The organism is Brevundimonas sp. AVps5 (genome assembly GCF_058681515.1).
Window position 1 is genome coordinate 872,202 of sequence record NZ_CM178740.1, and the last position, 24,704, is coordinate 896,905.

The following is a 24,704-nucleotide window of genomic DNA, read 5'->3' on the forward strand; positions in this document are numbered from 1 at the left end:
CCGCTTCGGCGAACGGTGCCGCTGGATCGGTGAGCGGTGGCGAATTCCGGTGAACGGCGCGGTAGGGTGTCGGAATGGTTCGCGCGCTTCTTTTCACCCTGTTTCTGATCTGGCTACCCGGGGTGGCGGGGGCGCAGGACTGGGAGGCCTGTCGCGGGGCGACCGGCGCATCGGGGCCGGTGCTGAGCGACTGTCGTCCGATCAAGGGCGTGATCGATCCGCAGGGACGCGAACTGTGGCTGAAGGCCGTCATCGGCCGGCCCACGGGGGCGGAGCCGCAGGCCTTCTATATCGGGGGCATCGCCTCGTCCGAGGTCTGGCTGAACGGGGTGAGACTGGGGGCCAACGGACAGCCCGGCGGAACGTCGGCGGCGGAGACGCCGGGGCGCTACGAGGCCGCTTTTCCGGTCGGGACGTCGGCGTGGCGCACCACCGGCAATGTGCTGGTGGTGCGGATGTCGTCCTTCCACGGGGGGCTGAGGCTGGACGGGCCGGTCGCGGGGATGGGGGTGGCAGGATGGCCTGCACCCTCGCGGGCGGGGCCGCTGGCCCTGACTTTCCTGATTGCCGGTGCCCTGTTTGCGGCGGCGTTCGGGTTCGGGGTCATCCACGCGTTGCGGCAGACAGGGTCCAGCCTGATCCTGACGGGGATGGCGGGGGTTGCGGGGGCCCAGGCGGTGCTGGAGACCCTGAGGACGCTGGTGAACTATGCCTATCCGCTGCACGTCTGGCGGCTGGTCGGGATCTGGGGGCTGACGGCGGTCTTTGCGGTGCTGCTGGTGGCCTGGGTGGCGGGTCGGTTCTGGCCGGGGGCGCGGCGGGGCCTGATCGGGGTGGCGGTGGCGGGGGCCGCAGCGAGCCTGCTGATTCCGGGGTTCGATCTGAAGACGATCGCCGCCCTGACGGTCGGGGTCGGGCTGTCGGCAGTGGCGGCGGGTGTGGCGGTGCGGCGGGGCGAGACGGGGGCGCGGCTGACCCTGGCCTATCTGTTGGCCTTTGTGGCGGTGGGGGTGGCGCTGCCGCGCTGGCTGATTGACCTGTCCTATTTCGTGTTCGCGGCCGGTCTGGTGCTGCCGCTGCTGATGACCGAGGTGGTGCGGCTGGGGCGGGACGATCGGGGGCGGGAGGTCGCCCTGACCCGCGCTGCGGCCCGGCCGAACTGTCTGACGGTGGCGTCGGCACGCGGGGTGCTGCGCGTGCCGCTGGCGGAGATCACCGCCGTGGTCGGGGCGGACGACTATGTCGAGCTGAGGCTGGCGGACGGGCGCAGGCTGCTGCACGCGGCGCGGCTTGACCGGCTGGAGACGGAACTGCCCGCCGGCTTCCTGCGGGTGCACCGGTCGGTGATCGCCAACCTGGCCCATGTGCAGGGCTATGAGCGCGACGGCGGCCGGGGCCGGCTGCTGATGGGCGAGGGCGCGCCGCTGCCGATCAGCCGGAACCGGCTGCCGGCGGTAAGGGATGCGCTGGAGGGGGCGAGTCCGGGCGGGGTGGCGGCTTAGGTGGGCGGGTCGTCGTCGCCGTTGAACATCCGTTCGATCTCTTCGCGGCCCATTTCGTTGAAGTCGTCGGGGATGGTCATCTGACCTTGCAGGAAGCCGAGGCGGCGCTTCGGGGCCACACGGGCGGTGTCCTCAGCTGCGAGCGGGGTCAGTCTGGCGACCGGCTTGCCGTCGCGGGTGATGATGATGGTCTCGCCCTGCTCGACGCGCTTGAGAAGGCGCGAGAGATGCGTCTTGGCGGTTTTGATCTCGACGACGTTCATGCACGTAGGGGTAGTATTTCTTCAGTTCAAGAGCAACCGAGCTTGGGATGAAACGGCCGGGTCAATCAGCACGGCTGTCTTCGGACCTACTCCGCGTACCTGACCTATCTTTCGTCATTCCGAGCGGAGAGGCAAAGCCTCGCAGACCCGGAACATTCGTCATCCTCCGGCCGAGCGGAGCTCGGACCGGCGGGCGGCTCGCGTGAGCGCGAAACTGTCGCGGACACAATCGGCTGACCCATCGCCTCCGCTTCGCTTCAGCACCGCCTTGTTCCGGGTCTGCGGCGCAAGAGCGCCTTCGCCCGGAATGACGAAAGGAAGGAAGGTTCTAGGCGAACTCCACCAGCACATCATCCGCGGCCACCGGATCGCCGGCCTTCGCCCCCACAGTCTTCACCACCCCATCCCGCTCGGCCTTGAGGATGTTCTGCATCTTCATGGCCTCGATGACGGCGACGGTCTCGCCGGCCTTGACCTCCTGGCCGACCGTCACGGCGATGGAGACGACGAGGCCGGGCATGGGGGACTGGATCAGCTTCGAGGTGTCGGCCGCCTGTTTCTCGGGCAGGCGGGCGAACAGCTCGGCCATGCGCGGGGTGAGGACGCGGACGCGGGCGCGGGTCGCGCCGGTGCGGATGTTGAAGCCGTCGGCGATGCGGGCGACCTCGGCGGTGAAGGGCTCGTGATCCAGAACGGCGCGGAACTGGGCCAGGCCGGGGCGCCAGTCGATGTCGGAGAGGTGCAACGAGCGGTCCTCGCCGGCGAGATCGAGGGTCAGGGCCTCCTCCTCGTCGTAGCCGAGAGAGACGCCGTGCGCGTCGCGTTCGATCAGGACGATCCAGTCGGTGCGGTCGGACGGGTCGCCGGACTGTTCGGTGATGATCTCGTTCATCGCGGCGGCCGTGGCGATCAGGATGTCGGTGCGGCGACGGTCGGGGGCTGCGCCTTTGAAGCCGTCGGGGAACTCGTCCTTGATATAGGAGGTCGACAGGGCACCGGAGCGGAACCGCTCCTGATCCATGACGGCGGCGAGGAAGGGGACGTTGTGGCCGACGCCCTGCAGGTGGGTGTCCTCGAGCGCCCGTTTCATCCCGTCGATGGCGGCGATGCGAGTCGGGGCCCAGGTGTTCAGCTTGGCGATCATGGGATCGTAGAACATTGAAATTTCGTCGCCCTCGCGGACGCCGGAATCGTTCCGGACCGTGTAGCCGTCGTGCTGGCCCTCTTCGGGCTGGTCGTAGCGGACGAGGCGGCCGATGGAGGGCAGGAAGCCGCGATAGGGGTCCTCGGCATAGATGCGGCTCTCGATGGCCCAGCCGTTGATCTTCAGGTCGTCCTGACCGAAGGCCATCCGCTCTCCGGCGGCGCTGCGGATCATCTGTTCGACCAGGTCGACGCCGGTGATCAGTTCGGTGACCGGGTGTTCGACCTGGAGCCGGGTGTTCATCTCGAGGAAGAAGAAGCTGCGGTCCTGACCGGCGACGAACTCGACCGTGCCGGCCGAGTCGTAATTCACAGCGCGGGCGAGGGCGATGGCCTGTTCGGACATGGCCTTGCGGGTGGCGTCGTCCAGAAGCGGGGAGGGCGCCTCCTCGATGACCTTCTGGTTCCGCCGCTGGATCGAGCACTCACGGTCGAACAGGGAGACGATGTTGCCGTGCTTGTCGCCCAGCACCTGGATCTCGATGTGGCGCGGGTCGATGATGAACTTTTCCAGGAAGACCCGGTCGTCGCCGAAGGCGGTCAGGGCCTCGGCCTTCACGGCGGAGAAGCCCTCGGCCATGTCGGCGTCGGAGTGGGCGACGCGGATGCCCTTGCCGCCGCCGCCGGCCGAGGCCTTGATCATGACCGGATAGCCGATCTCGTTGGCGATCTGGATGGCGTGTTCGTCGGATTCGATCAGGCCCATATAGCCGGGGACGGTGGAGACCCCGGCTGCTGCCGCAAACTTCTTGGAGGTGATCTTGTCGCCCATGGCCTCGATGGCGTGGGGGTTGGGGCCGATGAAGGTGATGCCCTCGGCCTCCAGCCTGCGGGCGAAGACGGGGTTCTCCGACAGGAAGCCGAAGCCCGGATGGACGGCCTCGGCGCCCGAGCGGCGCACGGCCTCGACGATCCTGTCCTGGAGCAGGTAGCTCTCGGCGGCGGGCGAGGGGCCGATATGGATGGCCTCGTCGGCCATCTCCACGGCCATCGAGCCGGCGTCGGCGTCGGAGTGGACCACGACGGTCGATATGCCCATGCGGCGGGCCGTCTTGATGATACGGACGGCGATCTCGCCCCGGTTCGCGATCAGGATCTTTGAGAACATGCGGCGATCCGTAGGCGGGCCTCGCGAGCCTGTAAACGGGGGCCGCATTCGCTCGCCCAATGGACGAACCGTCACACGGGCGCCGTTCTCACTTGGCAAGATGAGGCCTCATCGGCTTTAACTCGCGGCCGAGCCATCCGCATCCCCCGCCTGGAGTTCGTTATGATCCGCTTTTTGACCGCAGTTTCGGCGGCCGCCTGCATGCTGTCGGCGACCGCCGCTGTCGCGCAGGACTTCCGCGCCCTGGCGCGCACGGACCTGCAGGCCGCGCATGACGCGCTCCGCGACAATCACCCCGCCGCCGCCATCCCCGGCGCGCCCGGCGACACCTTCCGCAGCTGGCTGGACGCCGGTCTGGCGGACGCCAACGGCCGCATCGGCCAGGTCAATTCGGGCGACGCCCACGCCTATCTGATGCGCTACTACGCCGGCGGCTTCCGCGATTCGAACATCGCCATCACCCCGTCGTTCGAAGGCCTGGGGCCCTATTTCGGTATCAGCTGGCCCGGGATCACCACCGGCTGGCGCAACGGCCACTATGTCGTGACCTATGTGAAGCCGGGCACGCGCAACGCGCCGCGCCTCGGCGAGATCGTGGTCAGCTGCAACCTGACGCCGATCGAACAGTATGCCCGCGCCAAGCTCGACAAGTGGGAGGGCAACCTCGACACCGAGGCCGGCCGCGTCACCTCGGCCCCGTATCTGCTGTGGAACCGCAACAACCCGTTCGCCGCCGGCACGCCCTCGACCTGCGAGTTCAAGCGCGACGCCCGCGCCCGGCCCCGGGCCGTGGAACTGCGCCCCGTGCCGCTGGTCGCCGGTGATCTGGAAGCCGCGTATCGCGCCACCGTCTATATGCCGCCGGTGACGCCGCTGAACGTCGAGACGGTCAACGGCCGTCCGTGGGTCCATGTCCACTCGTTCGCCGACAGCGCGGGCTGGGACGCCTTCAACTCGCTGGTCGAAGGCCAGGCCGCGGCCCTGCGCGGACCGCAAGGCTTCGTGCTGGACCTGCGCGCCGCCTCGGGGGCCTCGGCCTACACCTCCACCGCGCGCGGCTATGGCCTGGCCAACCGCATCTGGACCCCTGAGTTCACCGTCAGCCGCCAGCCGGCCGCCGGGGCCATCACCTATCGCGCCACCCCGGGCAACCGCACCTGGTACAATGACACGCTCGGCCGGATGCAGGCCGACCCGCGCTTCGTCCAGGAAGCCGGTTCGGTGATCGTCCAGACCCAGGAAGTCGTGGCGGCCTTCGACGCGGCCCTCGCCTCGGGCCGGCAGACCTTCACCCTGCCGGGACGTGCTGCCGTCGGCGACACGGGCGCGGCCAACCCGGTTCAGGGTCCGGTCGTGGTTCTGGTGGACGCGGGCTGCTCGGGTGGCTGCCTGGACACGCTCGACCTGCTGTCCAAGCTGCCGAACGTGCGCATCGCCGGGTCGACGACGGCGACCGACACCATCTTCATCGAGCCGACGCAGGCCCGCCTGCCGTCGAACTATTCGGACCTGAGCTACGGCCACAAGGCCTGGACCAGCCGCGAACGCCCGAACAACGCGCCCTTCACCCCGGCGCAGGGCCTGGCCTACACGGGCAACCCGGCGGACGAGAATGCCGTCCGGACCTGGGTCGGGACGCTGTTCGGCGGCTGATCCGGTCGCAACCAAAGACGACCATCGGGCCGGTCAGGGGAAACCCTGGCCGGCCTCCGTTGTTTGAGCCGATCTGGACAAAAATTCAGGTCAGGAAGCTGCCGTTCGGGCAGGGGCGAGCTTCGGCCCCGACTCACGATCAAGTCGTCGCAGGAGCGCGATCAGATCATCTGTCTGCTTTCCGCTGAGGCCATCCAGCGAGTCTTCGGCAAGGGCGAAGCGGCGCGATATCAGTTGGTCGACCATGTCCAGACCCTTTTGGGTCAGCGTCGCCGCCGAGCGCCGCCGGTCGTCCGCGTCCTCCGAGCGGCTGATCAGCGATTGTCGCTCAAGGCGTCCGAGACAGGCGGTCATCGCGCCGGACGTCAGCAGGACGCTCTGCTGCAACTGCGTGGGCGTCCGCGCATAGGGCGGACCCGAGCGGCGGAGCGTCGCGATCACGTCAAAGTCGGAATAGGACAATCCCCAGGGCCGAAGCATGGTCGAAACATCGTCCTGATAGGCGCGACCGAGCCGGATGATGCGGCCCACAACCTGCATGGCGTCGGCGCACAGAGCGGGATTCTCCCGCCTCCAGTCTGCGACCAGCGCATCGACCCGATCAGTGGCGATAGTCTTCTTCATTGGCGCGCTCCATCCGACCCGGCCCCGGGGGGCTTGCGGCAGGTTAAATTATCTTCATGTGAAGACAGTTATTGACACAGAAATCTTCACATGAAGATATCTTGCCAGAGTTTCACGGAGGCGGGCAATGGCGACGGACATCGTTTTGGGGAATGCCGGATGGTTGGCGCCGGGCCGGCTCCGCTGGCTGAAAGCCATCAGCTGGATGCTGGTTCTGGCGGTCCTGTGCATCCTGGCGTTCAATGTCGCGGCCGACGCCACCCTGCGCCTCTCGGCCATGGCTTCGGGCGACGTGTTCACCTCGCGCGCCGAGGCGCCGACCGGCGCGCGGTTGCTCGCCGTCATCATCGGCTCGATCGGGATGCTGGCGATCTATGCCTTGTCCGTCGGCCTGGTCGAGCGCCGCCGGATCCCAGAGCTCGGACTGCGTCGCGTGCTTCCCGATCTCGCGGCCGGCACAGTCATGGGCGGGCTGCTCATCGCTGCGATCATCGGCGTTCTGTGGGCCGCCGGCTGGGTTACTGTGGCCTCCACGCCGATGACCGAGATCGCCGAGTCCCTCAAACAGTCGGTGCAGTCCGGAGTGATCGAGGAAGTTCTGATGCGGATCATCGTGTTCCGCCTGCTTTGGCGCGCCGTGGGCGTGCTGCCCGCCCTGATCGTCACCGCATTGCTGTTTTCCGGTCTCCACCTGTCGAATCCTGATGCGACCGTGTTTTCGGCCTTGTGCTTGCTCGCCGGAGAGGGGACCGGCGCGGGACTTTACCTGCTGACTGGCCGGGTCTGGATGTCGATCGGCATGCACGCGGGCTGGAATTTCGCCCAGGGCTGGCTCTTCGGCGGCGCGGTTTCGGGGCTGGATGTTTTCGCCGGGGGCCCGCTGCTGACCCGTCCGGTCGAGGGTATCGCCGCGACGCTGAGTGGGGGCGGCTTTGGCCCCGAGTCCTCGATGGCGGCGCTGATCATATCGCTGCTGGCCAGTTTGAGCCTGCTCGGCCTGGCCTGGAAGAGAGGGCGATTCACACCGGCGGCGGATCGCTGACGGGCGTTCCCCACCCGGACCACCTGTCGCCGCTCTCCTTCCCCCGAGGGGGAGGGAGAAGATCGGGGCCTCTTGGAACCATGGGTGACGGTTCCCATTTCCCGACCATGACCGACATCACCGACACCCGCCCGAACCTGTCCGCCGCCGGCTATGACCTGACGCCGCCGTCCGAAGGTCAGCGCGTGGCGCTGGAGGCGGATCTGAACGCCGAGGAGAAGCGGGTCCTGCTGTCGCACGGCACCGAGGCGCCGTTCTGCGGCGTGCTGCTGGGCGAGAAGCGGGCAGGGGTGTTCGTCTGCCGTCAGTGCGGCCTGCCGCTGTTCAAGGCGACGACCAAGTTCGAGAGCGGCACGGGTTGGCCCAGCTTCACCCAGCCGGTCAGCGAGGACCACGTCACGGCCATCGAGGACCGCGCCTATGGCATGGTGCGCGTCGAGACGACCTGCGCCCGCTGCGGCAGCCATCAGGGCCATGTCTTCCCGGACGGGCCGCCGCCTACGGGTCTGCGCTACTGCATCAACTCCGTGGCCCTGTCATTCGTGGAGGAGGGCCGGCCTCTGCCCGATCCGCTGGGGCGCGGCGACGGGGTGGCGTGACGCGATTGAATCTTCGCCATCACGGTCCGGCCTCAATCCGGGTTAGGATGGTCGTCAGTCCGGAGTCCCGCCCATGCTGACCGCCCTCGCCCTGGCCACCCTGTTGGGTTCGGAGGACCCGGACGGCGTGGTCACGACCGCGCGGCACGGCGACGGCGCGGTGATGGTGGGGGCCGAGGCTCCCACGACCGAAGCCCGGCCCGACGCGGCCCAGGTGGTCGCGGTGACGCCGCACAACCTGACCACCCGCGAACAGATCAGCCGCTGGGTCGCCGCCCGTGCGCCCGAATCCGAGCCGTTCGCCGAAGAGGCCGGGCCGCGCGACGACCGCCAGATGCACGGCTTCGTCAGCGGTTCGATCGGGACGAACGATTATTCGTCGGTGTCGGTCGGCGTCTCCCTGCCGATCGGCGAGAACGGTCGGCTGGACCTGGCCTACAGCCAGACCAAGAACGGCTACGGCTATCCGGGCTACGGCTACGGTTACGGGGCCTGGGGTTATCCGGGCGGGTACGGGTTTGGCGACGTCGGCTACGGCGCGCGGATACGGCCCTATGGCTCCTACGATTCGCTCTATGGCGCGCCCGGTCGGTCGCGGTCGATGTCGGTGGGCTTCAGCTGGGATGAGGACAAGGAGCGGCGCGAGCGGACGCCGTTGATCACTGCTGAGGACTAGAAATTTCACGGTCGAGGTGAAAGCAAAAAGGCCCGGTCTCGCGACCGGGCCTTGTCGTTTCGGAATGGTGCCGCCGGGGGGAATCGAACCCACGACCTCAGCCTTACCAAGGATGCGCTCTACCACTGAGCTACGGCGGCCTGTTCCGAGGAAGCGGCCGTATAGCCACTCCACCGTCGGGGGGGAAGCCCATTTTCCCTTGCCCCGAAACTTTTCCCGGGGCTGAGTGAAGTCATGACCAAGCCGCCCGAGTCCCCGACGCCGACGTCCGCCGATGCGACGCCGCCCGCGCCCCGGACGCCGGCAGAGATCGAACGGGCCGAACGCACGGTACGGCTCGCCAGGGCGCTGCGGGACAATCTGAGGCGGCGCAAGGCGGTTCAGCCGAAGCGTGACAGGCCGGAGAACTGATTCTCCCTCCCCCGAGGGGGAGGGAGAAATTGTCGTCACCCAACGTGAACGTCGGCGGCCCTTTCGCGACGTGGGGCGACCGCGCTAGATAGCCGGCTCGCCGGGACAGTCGATCCTTGCGGCTTCAAGGACGACATGGACAGCATCACGGTTCACGGCAACGGCCCGCTTCACGGATCGATTCCGGTCAGCGGGGCCAAAAACTCGGCCATCAAGCTGATGGCGGCGTCGATCCTGACCGACCAGACGCTGCTGCTGACCAATATGCCGCGGCTGGCGGATACGAAGTTTCTGGGCCGGTTGCTGCAGCAGTTCGGCATCGCAGTGACCGAGAACGGGCACGGCGCCGGGCAGGAGACCCTGTTCGACGCCAAAGTAATTAGATCGACCTTCGCCCCCTATGACTTGGTGCGTCAGATGCGGGCCAGCTTCAACGTGCTGGGACCTCTGCTGGCGCGGACCGGGCACGCCAAGGTGTCGCTGCCGGGCGGTTGCACCATCGGGGCGCGGCCGGTGGACCTGCACATCGACGCCCTGACGCGTCTGGGGGCGCTGATCGAGCTGGACGAGGGCTATGTCTCCGCCACGGCGCCGAAGGGGCTGATCGGGGCCGAGATCGAGTTTCCGTTCGTCTCGGTCGGGGCCACCGAACACACCTTGATGGCCGCGACGCTGGCGCGGGGCACGACGGTGCTGAGGCGGGCCGCGCGGGAGCCCGAGATCGGCGACCTGGCCCGCTGTCTGGTGATGATGGGTGCCAGGATCGAGGGGATCGACACCGACACCCTGGTGATCGAGGGCGTGACCTCGCTGAACGGGGGAGAGTGGTCGGTGATCCCGGACCGGATCGAGATGGGCTCCTATGCCTGCGCCGCCGCCATGGCGGGGGGCGAGGTGCGGCTGACCAACAGCCGGGCCGGGCTGATCACCGCCCTGACCGACCGGCTGGTCGAGGCGGGCGTCGAGATCATCCCGACCGAAGACGGGGTGATCGTAAAGCGCGACCCCTCACAGCGTCTGAAGGCCGTCAATGTGGCGACCGAGGTCTATCCCGGGTTCGCCACCGACCTGCAGGCCCAGTTCATGGCGTTGATGACCACCGCCGACGGGGTCAGCGTGATCCATGAGAACATCTTCGAGAACCGGTTCATGCACGCACCGGAGCTGGCGCGGCTGGGGGCCGATATCTCGGTCCATGCGGGCGAGGCGCGGGTCACCGGGGTCGAGCGGCTGAAGGGCGCGCCGGTGATGGCGACGGACCTGCGGGCCTCCGTCAGCCTGGTGATCGCGGGTCTGGTCGCCGAGGGTGAGACCAATATCGGCCGGGTCTATCATCTGGATCGCGGTTTCGAGCGTTTGGAAGAGAAGCTCGGCGCGTGCGGGGCGGATATCCGGCGGGTCAAAGGCCCGCCCGTTGAAGGACCGGGTGATGACCACTGAGGCGGTCGAAAGAGACGAACAGGAGGCGATCCGGGCTGCGAACAGCGGCGGGGCGAACGAGCCCCTGCGCCTGCTGGCCGAGGACGGCGAGGATCTGGCCATCATCTCGGCCGCCTTGCAGGACGCGATCCTGAGGCCCGCGGACATCGTCTGGGAGAAGGGTGCCCGGCGGCTGACCATCGAGCTGAGCCGGTTCTGCTGGGAGTGCGGCGGGACGCGCGTCAGGGCCGCGATGCAGTTCGGCGACGTGCTGGCGGTCAAGAGCCGGGGCTTGCCGAGGCTGCCCGACGCGCCGCTGGAACTGCTGGCCATCCATTTCTTCGAAGGCGAGGCGCCGGGCGGGCGGGCGATCCTGATGTTCGCGGGCGGCGGGGACCTGAGGGTCGACGTCGAATGCCTGGACGCGGTGGTGACGGACCTGTCGGAACGCTGGCCCGCCCGGGTTGCGCCGACGCATCTGGATACTCCTCCCGATGGGGCTGAGGCGTGAGCAATCACCGGCTCGCCTCTGTCGATCTGGATGAGGCGACCCTGCCGTCGGCCACGGCCGAGATCGAGCACGAGCGCCGGGTCGCCATTTTCGACCTGATCGAGAAGAACGTCTTCGAGCCGGAAGGGTCGGAGGGCGGACCCTACGGCTTGAAACTGTCGCTGCAGGACAACCGGCTGGTCTTCGACATCACCGGCGTCGACTACACCCGGACCTATGCCCTGAGCCTGACGCCGCTGAAGAGCGTGCTGAAGGACTATCTGATGATCTGCGACAGCTACTATGAGGCGCTGCGCGGGTCGTCGGCGACCCAGATCGAAGCCGTCGACATGGGCCGGCGCGGGCTGCACAACGAAGGGGCCGAACTGCTGAGGGCGCGGCTGGACGGCAAGGTCCGGATCGACCACGAGACGGCGCGGCGGCTGTTTACGCTGGTGTGTGCGTTGTACCGGCGGGGGTAGTTTTCTCCTCCCTGTCGCGAAGCGATGGGGAGGTGGCACGGCGCTTCTTCAGCGCCGTGACGGAGGGGGCGACCGGGTGGCGGACGGGATCAGCTATCAACGCGCACGCGCTTTCAGAAGGGCGCTTACGCCGCCCGAAGCGCGGCTGTGGCGCTGCCTGAAGGGCGACCAACTCGGCGGGCTGGGTTTTCGCAAACAACATCCAGTCGGGCCGTACATTCTGGATTTCTACTGCGCGGCCGCGAAGCTGGCGGTTGAGGTGGACGGTGCGACCCACGATCAACCCGACCAGATGGCGCACGATGCGAGGCGAACGGTCTGGCTCGTGGGGAAAGGCATCCGGGTCATTCGGGTTCGAGCGCTGGACGTCCGTGACGAGCTGAATGGGATCCTAGAGTATATTCGGCGAGAGGCCGAAGCGCGGATAAACCCCTCTCTTTGATATCGCGTCGCCCCCTCCGTCACGGCGCTAAGGGGCGCCGCGCCACCTCCCCATGCTGCGCACGGGGAGGAGAACTCGACTAGCCGCCGGTTTTGGTGCATTAGCGCCGACTTCTTACGGCTCGCGCTTTCGTCCGGCGCGGGCCTTGATTCGTATTCAAGGGCGCGAGAGGCCGCATGGCTAAGGAAGAACTGCTCGAGTTTCCCGGTACGGTCAGCGAACTGCTGCCGAACGCCACGTTCCGCGTGACGCTCGAGAACGATCACGAGATCATCGCCCACACCGCCGGCAAGATGCGCAAGAACCGCATCCGCGTGCTGGCGGGGGACAAGGTGCTGGTCGAGATGACGCCCTATGACCTGACCAAGGGCCGCATCACCTATCGCTTCAAGTAAGGACGGGCTCGCAATGAGCCGTCCTGAACTGGTGCTGGCCTCGGCCAGCCCGCGCCGCATCGAACTGCTGGCGCTGATCGGGATCACCCCTGATCGTATCGATCCCGCAGACATCGACGAGACCCCGCTGAAGGACGAGACGCCCTCGCGGCTGGCCGTGCGGCTGGCCCGGACCAAGGCGCAGGCGGTCGCCGCGCGGGCGCCGGATGCCGTCGTTCTGGCGGCCGATACGGTGGTGGCCGTGGGACGCCGGCTGCTGGAGAAGCCTGCCGATGCGGCGGAGGCCGAGAAATTCCTGCGTCTGCTGTCGGGCCGGAACCACCGGGTCTTCACCGCGGTGGCCGTCGCGACGGGCCAGACCGTGAGGCATCGGGTCGTGGACACCCGCGTCGCCATCAAGCGGCTGTCGGACGCCGAGATCGCCGACTACGTCGCCGGCGGCGACTGGAAGGGCAAGGCCGGGGGCTATGGCATCCAGGGGCCCGCAGCGGCCTTCGTGCTCAGGATCATCGGCAGTCATCCGGCCGTGATGGGCCTGCCTCTGCCCGAGACCGTCAACCTGCTGGCGGGCGCCGGCTGGCGCAAATGAGCGAGGTCGAGATCTTCCTGGACGACACGCCCGGCGAGATCCGGGGGGTCCTCGTCCGCGACGGACGATTCGAACGGCTGATCATCCACAGGGACGACGATCCGCCGCAGCACCGGCTGGGCGCGCGCAGCGTCGGTCGGGTGATCGAGGCCGACGCCGCCTTCCGGGCCGTCTTCGTCGATCTGGGCTGCGACGGGCCTTCGGGCTTCCTGCCGCTGGGCAAGGGCGAGAGCCTGCGGGCGGGCGAGATCGTCGAGGTCGAGGTGACGGCCGAACGGCGCGAGGCCAAGGGGCCGGCGCTGAAGCGTCTGGGGGCGGGAGAGGGCAGGCCCCGTCTCATCGCTGCCGGGCCTGATGTCGCCGAACGGCTGCGACTCCTCGCGCCGGGTGTGGTGCCGATCACCGGCATAGAGGCGATCCAGGCGAGCCGGGACGCCGAGGCGGAGGCGCTGGATCCGGGCGAGGTCTTCGCCGGGTGGGCGCTGGACCTGGCGGTGCAGCGGACCCGGGCCCTGATCGCCGTGGACATAGACTATGCGCACCTGCCGGGGCGCGATGCACGCAAGGGCAGGGCGCAGGCCAATCGACAGGGTCTGATTCACGCCGCGCGGATGATCCGGCTGAGGGGCTGGGGCGGGCTGGTCGCCGTCGACCTGGTCGGGACGACGCTGGATCCGGCCCGGGTGACGGAGATGGCGAAGACGGCCTTCGCCGGCGATGACGCGACCCTGGGGCCCCTGAGCCGGTTCGGCCTGCTGCAACTGGCCCTGCCGTGGCAGACGCGGCCGGTGGAGGAGATTCTGCTGGAGACCGGCCGGCGTCGGTCCCTGACGACGCGGGCGATCGATGTCGCGCGGTCCCTGAGGCACAGTATGCTGTCCGACACCGCGACGCCGCGCTTCACCGCCCGCTGCGCGCCCGATGATGCGACGGCCGCCGTGCCGCTGGTCGCCCGGCTCGGCCCCCGCGCGGCGGTGAAGGCGGACCCGACGGCCGCGCCCGGGCGATTCACGGTCGAGGAGGGCTGAACGCATGGCGACCTGTCCGATCTGCCGCAAGAATCCGACCGTCGAGGCCTACAGGCCCTTCTGTTCGAAACGGTGCGCCGATGTCGACTTGCAGCGCTGGCTGGTGGGCTCCTATGTCCTGCCCGACACGGACGAGGGCATCCCCGACGCCGATCCTGAAAACGAAGACTGATCCCCACTCGATCCGGCTCTGGACACCCCGTTTCGGCTCGCCTATAGACCCGCCTCTCGCGTTTTCGCGCGGGCGCCTGGATAGCTCAGCTGGTAGAGCAATGGATTGAAAATCCATGTGTCGGTGGTTCGAACCCGCCTCCAGGCACCACTTCCCTTGTCCCTCAGGATAGATGGTCGCCCGACCGGAGCCGCCCGGCCGCGCGGGACGGTATCGTCGCGCGAACAGGGTCGCCGGGACGATGGAATCCGGATCGGGGCGGCCCCGTTCCGCAACGTAAGCCTGCAAGGCCCGTTCGGCATCGGCGGGGTCGATTAACCTAACGCCGAAATGCAGCACTGGTAAGACATTGCGGGGTTTCGGGTCGGGGGCTCGCCTGCGGGGCGAAAAGCACCTCTGAAGCCTTGACGCTCTGTTATCGGTTCGCCAAAGGAGCTTGACCGCTTTCTTTGCGTGAGCGGCCGAACGCCCCGTGAGCACCGTGCTCGAAGGCTTCGACCAACCCGCCTATGGGTGCCCTCGGGCAACCGGATGCGACAGAAGGCGTTCCGCTGTTGGCCATTCCGGCCGGACGGCGGGACACAACCGTTTTCATAGAGGGCGGAGCGCCCCTGACGCGCTCCGATCCTTGGGTTCCACGAGTCAGACCAAAAAAGCAGGAACTGGCGACACATGATTAAGACCAACACCCTTCTCGCCCTGGCCGGCGCCGCCGTCCTGATGGCGGGCTCGCCGGCTCTGGCGCAAGCCCCGGCAGCCCCTGATGCGTCCGCGGCTACCGCCGCTGCCGCTACCGCCGCTCCGGCCACCGCCGCCCCGGCTCCGGCCGCTCCGGCCGCTGAAGCCGATCCGGAATCCGTCGGCGACGCCGTTTCGGGCGGTCACGGTTCGGAAGGCATCACGCCGATCTCGATGTTCCTGGAATCGGGTATCGTCGTTAAGATCGTCATGATCGGCCTGCTGCTGGCCTCGATCTTCACCTGGACCCTGCTGCTCATCAAACTGATCGAGTTCGGCGGCCTGAACCGCAAGACCGACCAGTTCCTGGAAGCCTTCCGTGGCACCCGCACGATCGCTGACATGCGTCGTGTCGCCACCGCCGACGAGTTCGACGGCAACCCGCTGGCCGACATGGCCGCTGCGGCGACCGAAGAAATCGAACTGTCCCGCCAGGCCGGCCTGAACGTCCACGGCGACCACAGCGACTCGGCCCTGCTGCGCGCTCAGCAAGCCGTCGCCGCCGTGCAAGCCGGTCTCGCCGCCCGCCTCTCGGGTGGTCAGCAGTTCATGGCCTCGACCGGATCGACCGGTCCGTTCGTGGGTCTGTTCGGCACCGTTTACGGGATCATGAACTCCTTCATCGGTATCGCCCAGTCCAACACGACCAACCTGGCCGTCGTCGCCCCCGGTATCGCCGAGGCCCTGCTCGCCACCGGTATCGGCCTGTTCGCCGCTATCCCGGCGGTTATCTTCTATAACTACTTCAACACCCGCATCTCGGCGTATGGCACCCGTTCGGACGGCTTCAACGCCGAACTGATCAACGCCATCTCGCGTCAACTCGACAAGGGAGCGTAAGACGGATGGCCGCCAAACTTTCAGGCGGCGGCGGCGGCAAGTATCACGTCGAGCAGAACAGCGAAATCAACGTCACGCCTTTCGTTGATATCATGCTGGTCCTCCTCATCATCTTCATGGTGGCGGCTCCGCTAGCCACCGTGTCGGTGGAGGTGAAACTGCCCACCGCCGTGGCCCCGCCGCAGGAGAATCCGCCCAAGCCGGTGTTCATCTCCATCCAGAGCGATGGCGATGTCTTCATCGGCGACGGACGCAGCAGCCCCGAACAGCTCGGGGACGACCTGCGGCTCCTGATCCGGACGCGCAATCCGGAAGAGGAGCGTATCTTCATCCGCGGCGACCAGCAGACCCGCTACGGCGACTTCATGCAGGTCATGAACGCCTTGCAGGACAACGGCTTCTACTCCGTCGCCCTGGTCGGCGAAGACAACTCGCCTACGTCGACGGGAGACTAAGGATGACAGACGCTCCCGTTGAATATCATCGCAGTCGCTATGACGCCCCTCGCAAGAAGGGTTTCATGGGGGTCTCGCCCGGGATTTGGTTGATCTCTCTCGGAACGGTCACCGTTCTGTTTGCGATCATGATCTTCTACCTGCAGAAGACCAAGTTCGAGCTTCGCATCCAGGAGTATTCGGACGATGCCGTGGACGTCGAGATCGTTGAACCGATCCCGCCGCCCCCGCCGCCTCCGCCGCCTCCGCCTCCGCCGGACGCCCCGCCGCCGCCCAAGCTGCAGGTTCGTCCGCCGGTGTTGAACACCAACGCGCCTCCGCCGCCGATCACGCTTCCGATCGAGCCGACGAAGAAGGAAGACCGGGTCGAATATCGGGGTCCCCCCGTGATCGTCCCCGGACCTCCGCCGCCGCCGGCCCCGCCGGCTCCGGTTCGCCCGCCGATGATCGTCAACCCGAGTTGGGCAAGTGCGCCTCGCCCGGCCTACCCGGATCGTGCTCTCGAGCGTGGGATTTCGGGCAGCGCCGATCTGAGCTGCACCGTCAACCCGAACGGCAGCGTCAGCGGTTGTTCGATTGTTTCGGAAACGCCGTCGGGTGCCGGCTTCGGCCGGGCCGCCATGGCCGCAGCCCGCAGCGCCCGTCTGTCGCCCCGTTCGGTCGACGGCGTGGCCACCGGGGGTACGGTTCGCTTCACCGTCAGGTTCAACCTGCCGGACTAGGACATGGCCCGGAAACGGACCAGGGAAGACGCCCCGGGGGAAACCCCGGGGCGTTTTTCGTTTGGTTGGCGGAAGGAAAAATACACCAATAGCGATTTCGACACCCCTGATGGTTGCGTTGGGGGGGGGGCGAGGCGGCTAAGCTCGGCAAGCTAAATAGTTAGCACGGGAGCAAGCCTATGAAAAAATTTGTGCGTTCAGTCGTTGCCCTTCTCGGCGTGTCCTGCCTTGCGTTCTCCGCCAGCATGGTGGTGGCCCAAGAGGTGCCCGAGCAGGTGCCTGAAATTGGCAGGGTATGCGAAAATGGCCAGCAGACGGTTCACCACTACACTGTCGATCGCAAAACGGGCGAAACGATATTCCAAGGGACAACCTGCCACTAAGCGTTGCGCGGAACGGCCGACTTCGGAAGGCGCCCCTAGGGAAACCTCGGGGCGTTCTTCGTTTCAGGCTCGCGTCGGGCCCCGTTAACCGTGTTCCGGCCTTCAAGCGCTGGCCGCCGTGTGATCGATCACCGGAGTCGGCCGGCCGGGTGTTCGGGCATGCCCCCTGGAGTGAGCTGTGTTTTTCTTCGTCTGTTGGGGCTGCACGGCCCAGACTGGCCTTGATCGACGGATGCGGCGCCGCTAGAGAACGCGGCTCGCGTCGCCCTACGGGGTCGCTGCGCCGCCTTAGCTCAGTTGGTTAGAGCGCCGGTTTGTGGAACCGGAGGTCCTCAGTTCAAGCCTGAGAGGCGGTACCATCCTTTCCTTTTCATCCTGATCCCTCTCCTGGCGGGAGAGGGCTTGAGCGCACGACGCCCGGCGTCGTCCTTGCGCGAAAGGGTGAGGGGACAGCGCCAACCGTTGGGGGCGAGCCCCTCACCCTTTCGGCTTGACGCATCGCTTCGCTCTGCGAGCCTCAAGCCCTCTCCCCAAGGGAGAGGGAGTCAAGTGTCGCATCCGGCCGTCGACGTTTCAGGTCCGAGATCGGCCGGTCGAGGCTTTCCAACGCCTCGACCGCCGCAGCGTGGCCGGCCGCGACCACGGGTTCGTAGACCCTCCAGTCGCGGATGTCGGAGCCCTCGGGCTCGGGCAGGATCAGGAGGTCGGCCTCTGCCCGGGAACTCTCCATGTCCGCGTCCGTGGTGATGGTGGCTGCGCGCATCAGCACCGCGACGATCGGCGGCCCCTCCTTCCAGGCGCCCGAGACGATCCAGCGCCACCAGGACGGCGGATTGGCGAGGGTGGCGGGATCCACGCCGCGCATCTGGGACATGTCGACGCCGACAATGGGACCGGCGTTCAGCTGGCGCATGACGTCCGTGGGGAAGTTCTTGATCACCGCGCCGTCCACCAGCACCTGGCCGTCGATCACGACCGGCGGCATGACGCCGGGAATCGAGATCGAGGCGCGCATGGCCCGGCGCAGCAGGCCCCGGCGGTGCACCTCGATCCGGCCGCTGGTCAGGTTTGACGAGACGGCGAAGAAGGGCAGGGGCATGTCGGCGATGTCGATCTCGCCATAGGCCTCCTGAAGCAGGCGCGCGACCTTGCCGGCGCGGGTCATGGCGATGATCGGGAAGGCGAGGTCCGACAGCGGATCGGAGCGGACGAAGGCGGTGCGGATGCGGGCGTCCAGCTCCTCATCGTTCCAGCCCATGGCCGGGCCGGCAGCGATGACGGCCCCCATGGAGGAGCCGCCGAGGAAGTCGAACCGGACTCCGGCTTCGTGCAGGGCGCGCACGGCGCCGATATGGGCGTAGGCGCGGGCACCGCCGCCGGAGAGGACCAGGCCGACGGCCGTGCCGGTCACGATCCGGGCGATACGGGCTGCATCGGCGGCGTCGCCCTCGATGGCGTGGAACCAGCGACCGGGGTTGATCGCGTCCAGCCAGACCGAGGTATTGGCCGGGCGGCGCATGCGCGGGTCGCGCAGCAGGATCAGGTCGGTGAACTGCTGCAGCCCATGGGCCGTGCGGATCGGGATGTTCGACGGCGGCGCGGTCAGGGCGTCTCCGACGAGGAACAGCCGGTCGACCTGGCGGGCGCAGAGGTTGGCCCAGGACGGCTCGTCCAGTTCGGCGACATAGAGGACGAAGTCGTGGCTGTCCTCCATGCGCGAGAACCACTCGGAAACGGACGACAGGGCCGAATGGTCGATGACCTGACAGGTCCTGCCCTGGGCCTCCACGGCCGCGGCGACGCGATCGACGAAGGGGCGGATCGGCCGCCCGCGCACCGAGATGAAGCCGAAGACGCTGGGCTCGGTGACGCCCGGCGCGCGTTCACGGGCCCGGTGCAGCATCAGGCGCGACAGCTCGATCATGACCTCGGGCTGGGTGCGCACGGCCTCGAAGAAGACCTCGCGCGGCAGGGCCAGGATCTCGGAGTCGCGCAGGGCCACGACGCTGGCGGAGTGCGGCCTGCCGGCGATCAGGGCCATTTCGCCCACGGGCTCGCCGGGCTTGATGACGCCCAGGAACTGGGGCGGCTGGTCGTCCTCCTGACGGAAGACGCCGAGGCGGCCGGAGCGGACCAGATAGAGGCTGTCGGGTTCGTCCCCGGCCGAGAACAGAAGCTCTCCGCCGGTCAGGGCGAACCAGCTTGCCTTTGTGTTCTGATCCTCGAAGACCCGCGCCAGCGCCGCTTCGAGATTGTCGTGGCGGGAATGGGCCATGATCGCATGTCACCGCTGCTGGCGGCCGGTCAATGCCCGGCCGGCTGATCTGGATTAGCGGCGGTTCGGGGGGAGGGGCAAGGGGGAGTTCCCTCTCCCGGCGGGAGAGGGAACCGATTGCGCTACTTCACTTCCAGCAGTTCGACCTTGAACAGCAGGGTCGAGTTCGGCGGGAGCTCGTCGCCGCCGACCCAGCGGTCGCCGTAGCCGAGCGAAGCGGGGATAGCGAAATAGAAGGTCTCGCCGACGCGCATCAGGGCGACGCCCTCGGTCCAGCCCTTGATGACGCGGTTCAGCGGGAACTCGGCCGGTTCGCCGCGGTCGTAGGAGCTGTCGAACTTGCGGCCGTCGATGAAGGTCCCCTCGTAATGGACGCGGACGGTCGAGGTTTCGGTCGGCTGCGCGCCCTCGGGGTGGGCGGCGCCTTCGCGGCGGTACTGGAGGCCCGAAGCCGTGGTGGTCCAGCCGCGACGGGCACCGTTCCAGGCGAGGTAGGCGGCCTGGCCGGCGGTGTATTCCGCCGGGGTCGAGTGGGCGACCGGGGCGTCGACCGCGACCGGTTCGGGCGCGGTGGCGCAGGCGGCGAGGGCGGTAGCGGCAGCGAAGATGGGGATGAATTTCATGCCCGGACGCTAGCAGCCAGGATTGCGCTTGCGAAGCCGGCGAAAATCGGTGTGACGGCCTTTATTTCGTCGGGAAAGCGAGTATACGTCCCGGTTCCGCATCACTCCCCATGAGTCTGCGCGAAAGCGCCGAGGCCCGGTCCGTTGCCCTCCGACCGAGCGAAGGCGTGGCTCCTTCCCCCAGGGAGCTTCTCAGATTTCAGGCCTCCTGATCCTGCAGGGATCGAGGGTGGAGGCCGAAACCGATTGTCACGGCATGCCCGCTCGCATCGCCGTGGCTACTGCATTTTGCGCGTGGTCTCCCCCGGATCCGCGAATGGGAAAACAGAATGACTGACGTCCTGAACGGTCTCACCATCAATGGTCAGATCGCATCGGCCACGACCTTCACCGGAAAGAAGCGCATCCGCAAATCCTTCGGGCGTATCCCCGAAGCGGTGGCGATGCCGAACCTGATCGAGGTTCAACGCGCCTCCTACGAGCAGTTCCTGCAGCGCGAGGTTCGTCCGAACGTCCGCAAGGAACAGGGTATCGAGGCGGTCTTCAAGTCGGTCTTCCCGATCAAGGACTTCAACGAACGCGCCGTGCTGGAGTACGTCTCCTACGAGTTCGAGAACCCGAAATACGACGTCGAGGAGTGCATCCAGCGCGACATGACCTATGCCGCGCCGCTGAAGGTCAAGCTGCGCCTGATCGTGTTCGAGGCGGACGAAGAAACGGGCGCGCGCTCGGTTAAGGACATCAAGGAACAGGACGTCTATATGGGGGACATCCCCCTGATGACGGACAAGGGGACCTTCATCGTCAACGGCACCGAGCGGGTGATCGTTTCGCAGATGCACCGCTCGCCAGGCGTCTTCTTCGACCACGACAAGGGCAAGACCCACTCGTCGGGCAAGCTGCTGTTCGCCGCCCGGGTGATCCCGTACCGCGGTTCGTGGCTGGACTTCGAGTTCGACGCCAAGGACGTGGTGTTCGTGCGTATCGACCGTCGCCGCAAGCTGCCGGCGACCACCTTCCTCTATGCCCTGGGCATGGACGGCGAAGAGATCCTGCGCACCTTCTACGAGACCGTTCCCTACGAGAAGCGCGGCGAAGGCTGGGTCACCCCCTACAAGGCGGACCGCTGGAAGGGCGTGAAGCCCGAGTTCGACCTGGTTGACGCCGACACCGGTGAAGTCGTCGCCTCGGCCGGCCAGAAGATCTCGGCCCGCGCCGCCAAGAAACTGGGCGACACGACCAAGTCGCTGTCGCTGGCGGCCGACGCCCTGGTGACCCGCTATCTGGCCGCCGACGCCGTCAACTACGAGACCGGCGAGATCTACGCCGAGGCCGGCGACGAGCTGGACGCGCCGACCATCGAACTGCTGGAAGGCAAGGGCTTCACCACCATCGACGTGCTGGACATCGACCATGTCACGGTCGGTGCCTACATGCGTAACACCCTGCGCGTCGACAAGAGCACCGGCCGCGAGGACGCTCTGTTCGACGTCTATCGCGTGATGCGTCCGGGCGAGCCGCCGACCCCGGAGGCCGCCGAAGCCATGTTCAACTCGCTCTTCTTCGACAGCGAACGCTACGACCTGTCGGCCGTCGGCCGGGTCAAGATGAACATGCGTCTGGAAACGCCGGAAGTGTCCGACGAGATCCGCGTCCTGCAGAAGGATGACGTGCTGAAGGTCCTGCAGATCCTCGTCGGCCTGAAGGACGGCCGCGGCGAGATCGACGACATCGACAACCTCGGCAACCGCCGGGTCCGCTCGGTCGGCGAACTGCTGGAAAACCAGTACCGCGTCGGCCTGCTGCGCATGGAACGCGCGATCAAGGAGCGTATGTCGTCGGTCGATATCGACACGGTGATGCCGCACGACCTGATCAACGCCAAGCCGGCCGCCGCCTCGGTGCGTGAATTCTTCGGCTCGTCGCAGCTGTCGCAGTTCATGGACCAGACGAACCCGCTGTCGGAAATCACGCACAAGCGTCGCCTTTCGGCACTTGGCCCGGGCGGTCTGACCCGCGAGCGCGCCGGCTTCGAAGTCCGCGACGTTCACCCGACCCACTACGGCCGCATCTGCCCGATCGAAACGCCGGAAGGCCCGAACATCGGCCTGATCAACTCGCTGGCCACCCACGCCCGCGTGAACAAATACGGCTTCATCGAGAGCCCGTACCGTCGCGTGAAGGACGGCAAGGCCCAGAACGAGGTGGTCTACATCTCGGCCATGGAGGAATCGAAATACACGATCGCCCAGGCCAACATTGCGCTGAAAGACGGCGAGATCGTCGACGATCTGGTCCCCGGCCGGATCAACGGTGAATCCCAGCTGCTGATCAAGGCCGACGTCGACATGATGGACGTGTCGCCGAAACAGGTCGTTTCGGTCGCCGCCGCCCTGATCCCGTTCCTGGAAAACGACGACGCCAACCGCGCACTGATGGGCGCGAACATGCAGCGTCAGGCCGTGCCGCTGGTGCAATCCGACGCGCCGCTGGTCGGCACGGGCATGGAAGCCGTGGTGGCCCGTGACTCCGGCGCCGTGGTCGTGGCCCGCCGCGACGGCGTGGTCGAGCAGATCGACGGCACCCGGATCGTGGTTCGCGCCACGAACGAGCAGGACGCCGGCCGTTCGGGCGTCGACATCTACCGCCTGTCGAAGTTCCAGCGTTCCAACCAGTCGACCTGCATCAACCAGCGCCCGATCGTGCGCGTGGGCGATGAAGTGAAGGTCGGCGACGTTATCGCCGACGGCCCGTCGACGGACCTGGGCGAACTGGCCCTTGGCCGGAACGCGCTCGTCGCCTTCATGCCGTGGAACGGCTACAACTTCGAGGACTCCATCCTGATCTCGGAGCGCATCGTGCGCGACGACGTCTTCACCTCCATTCACCTCGAAGAGTTCGAAGTGATGGCGCGTGATACGAAGCTCGGGCCGGAAGAAATCACCCGGGACATCCCGAACGTCGGTGAGGAAGCCCTGCGCAACCTCGACGAGGCCGGCATCGTGGCCATCGGTGCCGAGGTCCAGCCGGGCGACATCCTGGTCGGCAAGGTGACGCCCAAGGGCGAAAGCCCGATGACCCCGGAAGAGAAGCTGCTGCGCGCCATCTTCGGCGAGAAGGCTTCGGACGTCCGCGACACCTCCCTGCGCCTGCCGCCCGGCGTCGCCGGAACGATCGTGGACGTGCGGGTCTTCAACCGCCACGGCGTCGACAAGGACGAGCGCGCGATGTCGATCGAGCGCGACGAGATCGAACGCCTGGGCAAGGACCGCGACGACGAGCTCGCGATCCTGGAACGCAACGTCTACGGCCGCCTGCGTCCGCTGCTGACCGGCAAGAACGCCGTCTCGGGTCCGAAGGGCCTGGGGCGTGGTGAAGTCACCGAAGCCAAGCTGGGCGAACTGTCGCGCGGCCTGTGGTGGCAGATCGCCCTCGACGACGAGAAGGCCATGGGCGAGCTGGAGGCCATGAAGAAGGCCTTCGAGGACCAGCGCAAGGCACTGGACCGTCGCTTCGAGGACAAGGTCGAGAAGCTGCAACGCGGCGACGAACTGCCCCCGGGCGTGATGAAGATGGTCAAGGTCTTCGTGGCCGTGAAGCGCAAGCTTCAGCCCGGCGACAAGATGGCCGGCCGTCACGGCAACAAGGGCGTCATCTCCAAGATCCTGCCGATCGAGGACATGCCGCACCTGGCAGACGGGACCTCGGTCGACGTCGTTCTGAACCCGCTGGGCGTGCCGTCGCGCATGAACATCGGCCAGATCTTCGAAACCCACCTCGGCTGGGCGTCGGCGGGCCTGGGCAAGCAGATCCAGGGTCTGCTGGAAGCCTGGCAGGGCGGCGGCCAGAAGCAGGCGCTGATCGATCACCTGACCGGCATCTACGGCGAGGACACCCCTCTGCCGCAGGAAGAGCACGAGCTGGTCGAGCTGGCGCAGAACCTGTCCAAGGGCGTTCCGTTCGCCACCCCGGTGTTCGACGGCGCGCACATCTCGGACATCGAGGACCTTCTGGAGAAGGCAGGCCTGGAGCGCTCCGGTCAGTCGATCGTCTATGACGGTCAGACCGGCGAGCAGTTCAAGCGTCCGGTCACGGTCGGCTACATCTACATGCTGAAGCTGCACCACCTGGTCGACGACAAGATCCACGCCCGCTCGATCGGCCCCTACTCGCTGGTCACCCAGCAGCCGCTGGGCGGCAAGGCGCAGTTCGGTGGTCAGCGCTTCGGGGAGATGGAGGTCTGGGCTCTGGAAGCCTACGGCGCCGCCTACACCCTGCAGGAGATGCTGACGGTGAAGTCCGACGACGTGGCCGGCCGGACCAAGGTCTACGAGGCCATCGTCCGCGGCGACGACAGCTTCGAGGCCGGCATTCCCGAGAGCTTCAACGTTCTCATCAAGGAAATGCGTTCGCTGGGTCTGAACGTGGAGCTGGAGAACAGCTGAGGTTGAAGTGGCGAGTGACGAGTGGCGAGTGGCGAGAAATCGCTCCTCCCGCCCGGTGATCACTCGCCACTAACCACTCGCTACTCGCCACTCCCTCACTATTTCGCGGCCCCCGCCGCAGCAAG

Annotated in this window: 24 protein-coding genes and 3 tRNA genes; 21 read left to right on the forward strand and 6 right to left on the reverse strand. The window is 67.1% G+C overall.

The genetic code is table 11. The features are described 5' to 3' along the window. The first annotated feature begins 74 nt into the window (after positions 1–74). Positions 75–1,502: a LytR/AlgR family response regulator transcription factor gene (locus ACW18A_RS04340; RefSeq protein WP_492023581.1), complete on the forward strand. Its 1,428-nt coding sequence runs from the start codon at positions 75–77 to the stop codon at positions 1,500–1,502. Here ACW18A_RS04340 and ACW18A_RS04345 read toward each other — a convergent pair. Both ACW18A_RS04345 and ACW18A_RS04350 read right to left on the reverse strand, forming a co-directional pair. Beyond that, positions 1,499–1,765, reverse strand: coding sequence for a type II toxin-antitoxin system Phd/YefM family antitoxin (locus tag ACW18A_RS04345; RefSeq protein ID WP_492023582.1), 267 nt, complete (start codon positions 1,763–1,765; stop codon positions 1,499–1,501). The two genes, ACW18A_RS04340 and ACW18A_RS04345, sit on opposite strands and share 4 nt — an antisense overlap. A gap of 328 nt (positions 1,766–2,093) precedes the next feature. Beyond that, a complete protein-coding gene (locus tag ACW18A_RS04350; RefSeq protein ID WP_492023583.1) occupies positions 2,094–4,076 on the reverse strand; it encodes an ATP-binding protein in 1,983 nt (660 codons plus the stop codon). A 162-nt stretch (positions 4,077–4,238) separates the two neighbouring features. Here ACW18A_RS04350 and ACW18A_RS04355 point away from each other — a divergent pair, with 162 nt between their 5' ends. Beyond that, positions 4,239–5,729: a hypothetical protein gene (locus ACW18A_RS04355; protein WP_492023584.1), complete on the forward strand. Its 1,491-nt coding sequence runs from the start codon at positions 4,239–4,241 to the stop codon at positions 5,727–5,729. A gap of 90 nt (positions 5,730–5,819) precedes the next feature. Here the strand turns inward: ACW18A_RS04355 and ACW18A_RS04360 are convergent, their stop codons facing one another. Next, entirely contained in the window at positions 5,820–6,353 is a 534-nt protein-coding gene (locus tag ACW18A_RS04360; RefSeq protein WP_492023585.1) for a MarR family winged helix-turn-helix transcriptional regulator, read from the reverse strand. 127 nt (positions 6,354–6,480) lie between these two features. Between ACW18A_RS04360 and ACW18A_RS04365 the strand changes: the two genes are divergently transcribed. The 3 genes from ACW18A_RS04365 to ACW18A_RS04375 all read left to right on the forward strand — a co-directional run bounded on the left by ACW18A_RS04365 (position 6,481) and on the right by ACW18A_RS04375 (position 8,670). Next, positions 6,481–7,395, forward strand: a complete 915-nt coding sequence (locus ACW18A_RS04365; RefSeq protein WP_492023586.1) for a CPBP family intramembrane glutamic endopeptidase — start codon at positions 6,481–6,483, stop codon at positions 7,393–7,395. Positions 7,396–7,502: 107 nt separating this feature from the next. After that, positions 7,503–7,994: a peptide-methionine (R)-S-oxide reductase MsrB gene (msrB, locus tag ACW18A_RS04370; RefSeq protein ID WP_492024330.1), complete on the forward strand. Its 492-nt coding sequence runs from the start codon at positions 7,503–7,505 to the stop codon at positions 7,992–7,994. Positions 7,995–8,067: 73 nt separating this feature from the next. Then, the gene (locus tag ACW18A_RS04375; protein WP_492023587.1) at positions 8,068–8,670 is read left to right on the forward strand and encodes a hypothetical protein; all 603 of its coding nucleotides are present in this window, start codon (positions 8,068–8,070) and stop codon (positions 8,668–8,670) included. 65 nt (positions 8,671–8,735) lie between these two features. Here the strand turns inward: ACW18A_RS04375 and ACW18A_RS04380 are convergent. Continuing rightward, a tRNA-Thr gene (locus ACW18A_RS04380) sits at positions 8,736–8,810 on the reverse strand. Between the two features lie 94 nt (positions 8,811–8,904). On the opposite strand from ACW18A_RS04380, the gene ACW18A_RS04385 reads away from it, so the two are divergent. The 15 genes from ACW18A_RS04385 to ACW18A_RS04455 all read left to right on the forward strand — a co-directional run bounded on the left by ACW18A_RS04385 (position 8,905) and on the right by ACW18A_RS04455 (position 17,595). Beyond that, positions 8,905–9,081: a hypothetical protein gene (locus ACW18A_RS04385; RefSeq protein ID WP_492023588.1), complete on the forward strand. Its 177-nt coding sequence runs from the start codon at positions 8,905–8,907 to the stop codon at positions 9,079–9,081. A 135-nt stretch (positions 9,082–9,216) separates the two neighbouring features. Then, positions 9,217–10,521: a UDP-N-acetylglucosamine 1-carboxyvinyltransferase gene (gene murA / locus ACW18A_RS04390; protein ID WP_492023589.1), complete on the forward strand. Its 1,305-nt coding sequence runs from the start codon at positions 9,217–9,219 to the stop codon at positions 10,519–10,521. Next, a complete protein-coding gene (locus ACW18A_RS04395) occupies positions 10,511–11,011 on the forward strand; it encodes a DUF2948 family protein (protein ID WP_492023590.1) in 501 nt (166 codons plus the stop codon). Before murA ends, ACW18A_RS04395 begins: the two co-directional genes overlap by 11 nt. Next, on the forward strand, positions 11,008–11,472 hold the full coding sequence (locus ACW18A_RS04400) for a UPF0262 family protein (RefSeq protein ID WP_492023591.1): 465 nt from the start codon (positions 11,008–11,010) through the stop codon (positions 11,470–11,472). Before ACW18A_RS04395 ends, ACW18A_RS04400 begins: the two co-directional genes overlap by 4 nt. 76 nt (positions 11,473–11,548) lie before the next feature. Beyond that, positions 11,549–11,914 carry an endonuclease domain-containing protein gene (locus ACW18A_RS04405; RefSeq protein ID WP_492023592.1) on the forward strand — a complete coding sequence of 122 codons (366 nt, stop codon included), beginning with the start codon at positions 11,549–11,551 and terminating at the stop codon, positions 11,912–11,914. Between the two features lie 176 nt (positions 11,915–12,090). After that, positions 12,091–12,309, forward strand: coding sequence for a translation initiation factor IF-1 (infA, locus tag ACW18A_RS04410; protein WP_008261544.1), 219 nt, complete (start codon positions 12,091–12,093; stop codon positions 12,307–12,309). Between the two features lie 13 nt (positions 12,310–12,322). Continuing rightward, entirely contained in the window at positions 12,323–12,898 is a 576-nt protein-coding gene (locus ACW18A_RS04415) for a Maf family protein (RefSeq protein ID WP_492023593.1), read from the forward strand. Further along, positions 12,895–13,926, forward strand: coding sequence for a ribonuclease E/G (locus ACW18A_RS04420; protein WP_492023594.1), 1,032 nt, complete (start codon positions 12,895–12,897; stop codon positions 13,924–13,926). Before ACW18A_RS04415 ends, ACW18A_RS04420 begins: the two co-directional genes overlap by 4 nt. 4 nt (positions 13,927–13,930) lie before the next feature. Next, on the forward strand, positions 13,931–14,098 hold the full coding sequence (locus ACW18A_RS04425) for a DNA gyrase inhibitor YacG (protein WP_492023595.1): 168 nt from the start codon (positions 13,931–13,933) through the stop codon (positions 14,096–14,098). 74 nt (positions 14,099–14,172) lie between these two features. Further along, positions 14,173–14,248, forward strand: a tRNA-Phe gene (locus ACW18A_RS04430). 522 nt (positions 14,249–14,770) lie between these two features. Then, positions 14,771–15,676, forward strand: a complete 906-nt coding sequence (locus tag ACW18A_RS04435) for a MotA/TolQ/ExbB proton channel family protein (RefSeq protein ID WP_492023596.1) — start codon at positions 14,771–14,773, stop codon at positions 15,674–15,676. 5 nt (positions 15,677–15,681) lie between these two features. Continuing rightward, entirely contained in the window at positions 15,682–16,131 is a 450-nt protein-coding gene (locus ACW18A_RS04440) for a biopolymer transporter ExbD (protein WP_492023597.1), read from the forward strand. Positions 16,132–16,133: 2 nt separating this feature from the next. Beyond that, complete coding sequence (locus tag ACW18A_RS04445) at positions 16,134–16,853, forward strand: TonB family protein (RefSeq protein ID WP_492023598.1); 720 nt, start codon at positions 16,134–16,136, stop codon at positions 16,851–16,853. 179 nt (positions 16,854–17,032) lie between these two features. Continuing rightward, positions 17,033–17,236, forward strand: coding sequence for a hypothetical protein (locus tag ACW18A_RS04450; RefSeq protein ID WP_492023599.1), 204 nt, complete (start codon positions 17,033–17,035; stop codon positions 17,234–17,236). A 282-nt stretch (positions 17,237–17,518) separates the two neighbouring features. Next, positions 17,519–17,595: transfer RNA gene (locus ACW18A_RS04455), tRNA-His, on the forward strand. 158 nt (positions 17,596–17,753) lie between these two features. Here the strand turns inward: ACW18A_RS04455 and ACW18A_RS04460 are convergent. Together ACW18A_RS04460 and ACW18A_RS04465 are read right to left on the reverse strand one after the other, a co-directional pair. Then, the gene (locus ACW18A_RS04460; RefSeq protein ID WP_492023600.1) at positions 17,754–19,511 is read right to left on the reverse strand and encodes a patatin-like phospholipase family protein; all 1,758 of its coding nucleotides are present in this window, start codon (positions 19,509–19,511) and stop codon (positions 17,754–17,756) included. A gap of 122 nt (positions 19,512–19,633) precedes the next feature. Continuing rightward, positions 19,634–20,134: an FKBP-type peptidyl-prolyl cis-trans isomerase gene (locus ACW18A_RS04465; RefSeq protein WP_492023601.1), complete on the reverse strand. Its 501-nt coding sequence runs from the start codon at positions 20,132–20,134 to the stop codon at positions 19,634–19,636. Between the two features lie 329 nt (positions 20,135–20,463). Between ACW18A_RS04465 and rpoB the strand changes: the two genes are divergently transcribed. After that, the gene (rpoB, locus tag ACW18A_RS04470) at positions 20,464–24,579 is read left to right on the forward strand and encodes a DNA-directed RNA polymerase subunit beta (RefSeq protein WP_492023602.1); all 4,116 of its coding nucleotides are present in this window, start codon (positions 20,464–20,466) and stop codon (positions 24,577–24,579) included. Positions 24,580–24,704: the final 125 nt, after the last annotated feature.

Bases quoted from the DNA above. Each gene is read 5' to 3' on its own strand.
- ACW18A_RS04340 (WP_492023581.1), top strand. From the start codon at position 75: ATGGTTCGCGCGCTTCTTTTCACCCTGTTTCTGATCTGGCTACCCGGG.
- ACW18A_RS04345 (WP_492023582.1), bottom strand. From the start codon at position 1,765: ATGAACGTCGTCGAGATCAAAACCGCCAAGACGCATCTCTCGCGCCTT.
- ACW18A_RS04350 (WP_492023583.1), bottom strand. From the start codon at position 4,076: ATGTTCTCAAAGATCCTGATCGCGAACCGGGGCGAGATCGCCGTCCGT.
- ACW18A_RS04355 (WP_492023584.1), top strand. From the start codon at position 4,239: ATGATCCGCTTTTTGACCGCAGTTTCGGCGGCCGCCTGCATGCTGTCG.
- ACW18A_RS04360 (WP_492023585.1), bottom strand. From the start codon at position 6,353: ATGAAGAAGACTATCGCCACTGATCGGGTCGATGCGCTGGTCGCAGAC.
- ACW18A_RS04365 (WP_492023586.1), top strand. From the start codon at position 6,481: ATGGCGACGGACATCGTTTTGGGGAATGCCGGATGGTTGGCGCCGGGC.
- msrB (WP_492024330.1), top strand. From the start codon at position 7,503: ATGACCGACATCACCGACACCCGCCCGAACCTGTCCGCCGCCGGCTAT.
- ACW18A_RS04375 (WP_492023587.1), top strand. From the start codon at position 8,068: ATGCTGACCGCCCTCGCCCTGGCCACCCTGTTGGGTTCGGAGGACCCG.
- ACW18A_RS04385 (WP_492023588.1), top strand. From the start codon at position 8,905: ATGACCAAGCCGCCCGAGTCCCCGACGCCGACGTCCGCCGATGCGACG.
- murA (WP_492023589.1), top strand. From the start codon at position 9,217: ATGGACAGCATCACGGTTCACGGCAACGGCCCGCTTCACGGATCGATT.
- ACW18A_RS04395 (WP_492023590.1), top strand. From the start codon at position 10,511: ATGACCACTGAGGCGGTCGAAAGAGACGAACAGGAGGCGATCCGGGCT.
- infA (WP_008261544.1), top strand. From the start codon at position 12,091: ATGGCTAAGGAAGAACTGCTCGAGTTTCCCGGTACGGTCAGCGAACTG.
- ACW18A_RS04415 (WP_492023593.1), top strand. From the start codon at position 12,323: ATGAGCCGTCCTGAACTGGTGCTGGCCTCGGCCAGCCCGCGCCGCATC.
- ACW18A_RS04420 (WP_492023594.1), top strand. From the start codon at position 12,895: ATGAGCGAGGTCGAGATCTTCCTGGACGACACGCCCGGCGAGATCCGG.
- ACW18A_RS04425 (WP_492023595.1), top strand. From the start codon at position 13,931: ATGGCGACCTGTCCGATCTGCCGCAAGAATCCGACCGTCGAGGCCTAC.
- ACW18A_RS04435 (WP_492023596.1), top strand. From the start codon at position 14,771: ATGATTAAGACCAACACCCTTCTCGCCCTGGCCGGCGCCGCCGTCCTG.
- ACW18A_RS04440 (WP_492023597.1), top strand. From the start codon at position 15,682: ATGGCCGCCAAACTTTCAGGCGGCGGCGGCGGCAAGTATCACGTCGAG.
- ACW18A_RS04445 (WP_492023598.1), top strand. From the start codon at position 16,134: ATGACAGACGCTCCCGTTGAATATCATCGCAGTCGCTATGACGCCCCT.
- ACW18A_RS04450 (WP_492023599.1), top strand. From the start codon at position 17,033: ATGAAAAAATTTGTGCGTTCAGTCGTTGCCCTTCTCGGCGTGTCCTGC.
- ACW18A_RS04460 (WP_492023600.1), bottom strand. From the start codon at position 19,511: ATGGCCCATTCCCGCCACGACAATCTCGAAGCGGCGCTGGCGCGGGTC.
- ACW18A_RS04465 (WP_492023601.1), bottom strand. From the start codon at position 20,134: ATGAAATTCATCCCCATCTTCGCTGCCGCTACCGCCCTCGCCGCCTGC.
- rpoB (WP_492023602.1), top strand. From the start codon at position 20,464: ATGACTGACGTCCTGAACGGTCTCACCATCAATGGTCAGATCGCATCG.